Annotated in this window: 3 protein-coding genes and 2 pseudogenes; 1 reads left to right on the top strand and 4 read right to left on the bottom strand. The window is 72.9% G+C overall.

Features of this window, described 5'->3' with window-relative positions:
* A pseudogene (locus tag SACSA_RS23760) lies at window positions 1-554 on the top strand (hypothetical protein); the annotation flags it as partial.
* Window positions 555-609: 55 nt separating this feature from the next.
* Here SACSA_RS23760 and SACSA_RS0118595 read toward each other — a convergent pair.
* The 4 genes and pseudogenes from SACSA_RS0118595 to SACSA_RS23755 form a co-directional block, all read right to left on the bottom strand.
* The gene (locus SACSA_RS0118595; RefSeq protein WP_019819229.1) at window positions 610-2025 is read right to left on the bottom strand and encodes a dihydrolipoyl dehydrogenase family protein; all 1416 of its coding nucleotides are present in this window, start codon (window positions 2023-2025) and stop codon (window positions 610-612) included.
* Window positions 2026-2143: 118 nt separating this feature from the next.
* Entirely contained in the window at window positions 2144-3529 is a 1386-nt protein-coding gene (locus SACSA_RS0118590) for an NAD(P)(+) transhydrogenase (Re/Si-specific) subunit beta (protein ID WP_019819228.1), read from the bottom strand.
* A complete protein-coding gene (locus SACSA_RS0118585) occupies window positions 3526-3834 on the bottom strand; it encodes an NAD(P) transhydrogenase subunit alpha (protein ID WP_028662028.1) in 309 nt (102 codons plus the stop codon). The genes SACSA_RS0118590 and SACSA_RS0118585 overlap by 4 nt, the downstream gene beginning before the upstream one ends.
* Window positions 3834-4550: pseudogene (locus SACSA_RS23755) on the bottom strand (NAD(P)(+) transhydrogenase (Re/Si-specific) subunit alpha); the annotation flags it as partial. The gene SACSA_RS0118585 and the pseudogene SACSA_RS23755, both read right to left, overlap by 1 nt.

Raw genomic sequence — 4550 nt, 5'->3', positions numbered from 1 at the left:
TGCTGGCACTCGTGGCCGCGGGCACGCTGGCGGTCGTCGGGACGGTCGAGCGCGGTCCCCGGGCGCCCGCCGAAGGCACCGGTGGCGAGACGCGGCGCACCGAGGTCGTCTCCGTGCACGGACTCGACTTCGAGCGCCTGGCCACCGACCGTCAGCGCGGCTGCGACCCGCCGCACGCGGTGGGCGAGATCGAGGCCTTCCTCAGCGAGTACGGGTGCGAGGACCTACGGCGGAGCAGTCTGCGCACCACCGTGGACGGCAGCCCGGTCGCGGTCTCCGTTGCCGCCGTGAGCTTCGCCGACGACGCCGACACCACCGCGTTCCGGGATCTGGCCGAGACACCGGGCACCGGGACGTTCGCCGACCCCGCCGCCGAGGGTGACCGCTGGCCGGGCGACACACCGGACTTCGCCGACGCCGCGTTCCGCACGGCGCTGCGCGACCACACGGTCATGCTGGTGCTCGCCGACACACCCGACGACGCATCCACAGCGAACGGGCAGGCGGCGGTACGGGCCGCCGAGGCCGCGCTGGCCGTGCCGCTGGAGGGCTGAGGCGGCGGCAGTCCGGGCACAGGCCGCACAGGTCGGCACAGGCCGGCACCGGCCGTCACAGGCCGTACTCCTCCAGAACCCGCAGCCAGATCTCGCTCATCGTGGGGAAGGCGGGCACCGCGTGCCACAGCCGTCGCATCGGCACCTCGCCGACGACCGCGACGGTGGCCGCGTGCAGCATCTCGGCCACGTCCTGGCCGACGAGGACCGCTCCCAGCACCACCTCCCGCTCGGTGTCGACGACCACGCGCACCGCCCCGGAGTAGCCCTGCGCCTGCAACGACGCGCCCGCCACGGCGAGGTCCAGGTCGAGCACCCGGTGCCGGTGGTCGGTCGCCTCCGTCAGGCCGACCGAGGCGACCTCGGGATCGGTGAACACGACCTGGGGCACCGCGTGGTGGTCGGCGGTCGCGGCGTAACCGCTCCACGGCACCGGCTCCACCCGTTCCCCCCGCGCCCGGGCGGCCACGGCGTCGCCGACCACCCGCGCCGCGTACTTGCCCTGGTGGGTGAGCAACACCCGGCCCGTCACATCCCCCGCCGCGTAGAGCCACTCTCCGTCCACGCCCCGCACCAGGCCGCTGTCGTCGACCGTGAGTTCCTCGCCCGGGCGCAGTCCCACGGCCTCGAGGCCGATGTCGTCGGTCCTGGGCCTGCGGCCCGTGGCGAGGAGCAGCTCGTCGGCGCGCACGACCCCGCCCCCGTCCAGCTCCACGCACATCCGTCCGTCCTCGGTGGCCACGCGCACGGCTCGGCTGTCGTGGTGCACCCGCACACCGTCGTCGCGCAGCCCGCGTTCGACGTGCTCACCCACGAACGGGGGAAGCTTGGGCAGCACCCGGTCGCTGGTGGAGATCAGCTCGACCTCGACCCCGAAACGGGCCCACACCTGTGCCATCTCCACACCCACCGCGCCGTCGCCGAGCACGGCGAGTGAGCCCGGCGCGGTCTGCGCGGAGGTCGCCTCGTGGGAGGTCCATACCGGCGCCTCCGCCAGTCCGTCGATCGGCGGACGGACGGGAACGCTCCCGGTGCAGATCACCACGGCGTGCGCCGCGCGCAGTACGGTGCCGTCGGCGAGGGTGAGTTCCCGGGGACCGGTCAGCCGCGCGGTTCCGCGCAGCACCCGCACCCCGGCGCCCTGTGCCCAGTCGAACTGGGCGGAGTCGTCCCAGTGCGCCGCGAACGAATCCCGCAGCGCCAGCACGGCCTCACGATCGAGACTCTCGGGCGCGGCCACACCCGGCATCCGCCGCACGGCCGCGAGCAGGTTGCCGGGCCGCAACAGCGCCTTGCTCGGCATGCACGCCCAGTACGAGCACTCGCCGCCGAGCAGGTCGTGCTCCACGAGCACCGCGCTCAGCCCGCCCAGCACCGCACGGTGCGCGGCGTTCTCCCCGACCGCCCCGCCACCGAGCACGATGACGTCGGCGTCGGCCCCGTTCCGCGGTGTCTCCCCACTGCGCGCCATGCTCCCGAGCGCACACCACCACGCGCGACCTCGCAACCGGGGCGTGCGGCAGGAGACCGTGACGGTCACGCAGCGCGGCGGGCGGTGGGTGTGCGACCGGACGGCGCACTCGGGTGATTCACAGGGCCTTGAGTTCCTCCACCACGGAGGCGACCGACTCCTTCGCGTCGCCGAAGAGCATGCTCGTGCGCGGATCGGTGAACAGCGCGTTGTCCACTCCCGCGAAACCCGACCCCATCGAGCGCTTCAGCACGATCACCGACCGGCTGGCGTCGACCGACAGCACCGGCATTCCGTAGATGGGCGAGGAGGCGTCCGTGCGCGCGGCGGGGTTGGTGACGTCGTTGGCACCGATCACCACCGCGACGTCGGTCCGCGGCAGCAGGGAGTTGCTCTCCTCCAGGTCCTTGAGCGCCTCGTACCCCACGTCGGCCTCGGCCAGCAGGACGTTCATGTGCCCCGGCATCCGGCCCGCGACCGGGTGCACCGCGTAGTACACCTCGACGCCGGAGCCGGTGAGCAGGTCGGCCATCTCACGCACCGCGTGCTGCGCCTGCGCCACGGCCATCCCGTATCCGGGCACCACCGCGACCCGGTTCGCGTACGCGAGCTGGATCGCGACGTCGGCCGCTCCCGTGGTGCGCACCATTCCGCCCGTGCCCGGACCGTCCGCCTCCGCCACGGCGGCACCGCCGAACCCGCCCAGCAGCACCGAGACGAGCGTGCGGTTCATCGCCTTGGCCATGAGGTTGGTCAGAATGGAACCGGAGGCACCGACGAGCATCCCCGCCACGATCAGCGCGGTGTTGTCGAGGGCGAGGCCCATCGCCGCCGCCGACAGGCCGGTCGCGGCGTTGAGCAGCGAGATCACCACCGGCATGTCGGCCCCGCCGATCGGCAACACCAGCAGCACGCCGAAGAACGCGGCCGCCAGCAGCACCCCGACGATGAGCCACCCGGACGTACCGCCCGCCGCGATCACCACGACGTAGGCGAGCGCGGCGGCCAGCGCCACCGCCGTCAGCGGCCGGTGCACCGCACCGAGCGTGACCGGGCGGGTCGCGATCAGCTCCTGGAGCTTGCCGAACGCGACGAGCGAGCCCCAGAACGACACCGAGCCGACCAGCGCCGCGAACAGCGACGCGACGGCGACGTGCAGCGGTTCGGCCACGTACCCGGCCGTGTCGCGGAACTCGGCCCACGCGATCAACGCGACCGCGCCACCGCCGACGCCGTTGAACAGCGCCACCATCTGCGGCATCGCCGTCATCCGCACCCTGCGCGCCGCGGGCACCCCGACGACCGTGCCGAGCACGAGCCCGAGCGCGATCAGCCACCAGTTGCCCATCCCGGGCAGCAGGAGGGTCGCCACGATCGCCACCAGCATGCCGACCGCCGCCGTCCAGTTGCCGCGCACGGCCGTGCGCGGCCCGGTCAAGCCCATCAGCCCGACGATGAACAACGCGAACGCGATGATGTAGCCGACCACGGCCACGGTGGTCATGCGTCGTCCTCCTTCCGCGTCGCACGACCGGGTTTCTCCTTGAACATGCCGAGCATCCGGTCGGTGACGAGGAAGCCGCCGACGACGTTGACGGTGCCGAAGGCGATGGCGATCACGAGCAGGATCTTGTTGAACACCCCTTCGGTGCCCAGTCCGAGCACGATCAGACCACCGAGCAGCACGATGCCGTGGATCGCGTTCGTTCCGGACATGAGCGGGGTGTGCAGCGTGTTCGGCACCCTCGACAGCACCACGAACCCCACGAAGCCGGCCAGCACGAGAACGGCGAGGTTGTTCAGCAGCATCACTCGGCCTCCCTGTCGGCCGCCGTCGGGCCGTCGGCGGGCCCGGCACCGTCCTCGTCCGCCCCGGCCACACAGGTCGCGGCCAGGATCTCGTCGGAGAGGTCGGGGCGGAGCCCTCCGTCGGCGTCCACCATGAGCTCGAGCAACGCGAGCACGTTGCGGGCGAACAGTTCGCTGGCGTGCACGGGCATCTCGGCGGGCAGGTTGAGCGGCGCGCAGACGGTGACCCCGTCGACGACGACCTCCGCTCCGGGCTCGGTCAGCTCGCAGTTGCCGCCCGTCGCCCCCGCGAGGTCCACCACGACGGAGCCGGACCGCATGCCGCGCACCGCCTCGGCGGTGACCAGCACCGGGGCACGCCGTCCCGGAACGAGTGCGGTGGTGATGACGACGTCGAAGCCGGTGATCGCCTCGGTGAGCCGCTGTTGCTGGGTCTCGCGCTCCTCGCCGGTCAGTTCCCGGGCGTAGCCGCCTTCGCCGAGGGCCTCGATACCCAGGTCCAACCACCGCGCTCCCACCGACTCGACCTGCTCGGACACCTCCGGCCGCACGTCGTAGCCTGTGGTCCGCGCACCGAGTCGCTTCGCCGTGGCCAGGGCCTGCAAACCGGCCACCCCGGCGCCGAGCACGAGCACGGACGCGGGCGGCACCGTTCCCGCCGCCGTGGTCAGCATCGGGAAGAACCGCGGCAGCCGCCACGCCGCGAGCAGCGCGGC

The organism is Saccharomonospora saliphila YIM 90502, assembly GCF_000383795.1.
GTDB classification, from domain to species: domain Bacteria; phylum Actinomycetota; class Actinomycetes; order Mycobacteriales; family Pseudonocardiaceae; genus Saccharomonospora; species Saccharomonospora saliphila.
This window is presented reverse-complemented; position numbering and strand designations above follow the sequence as displayed.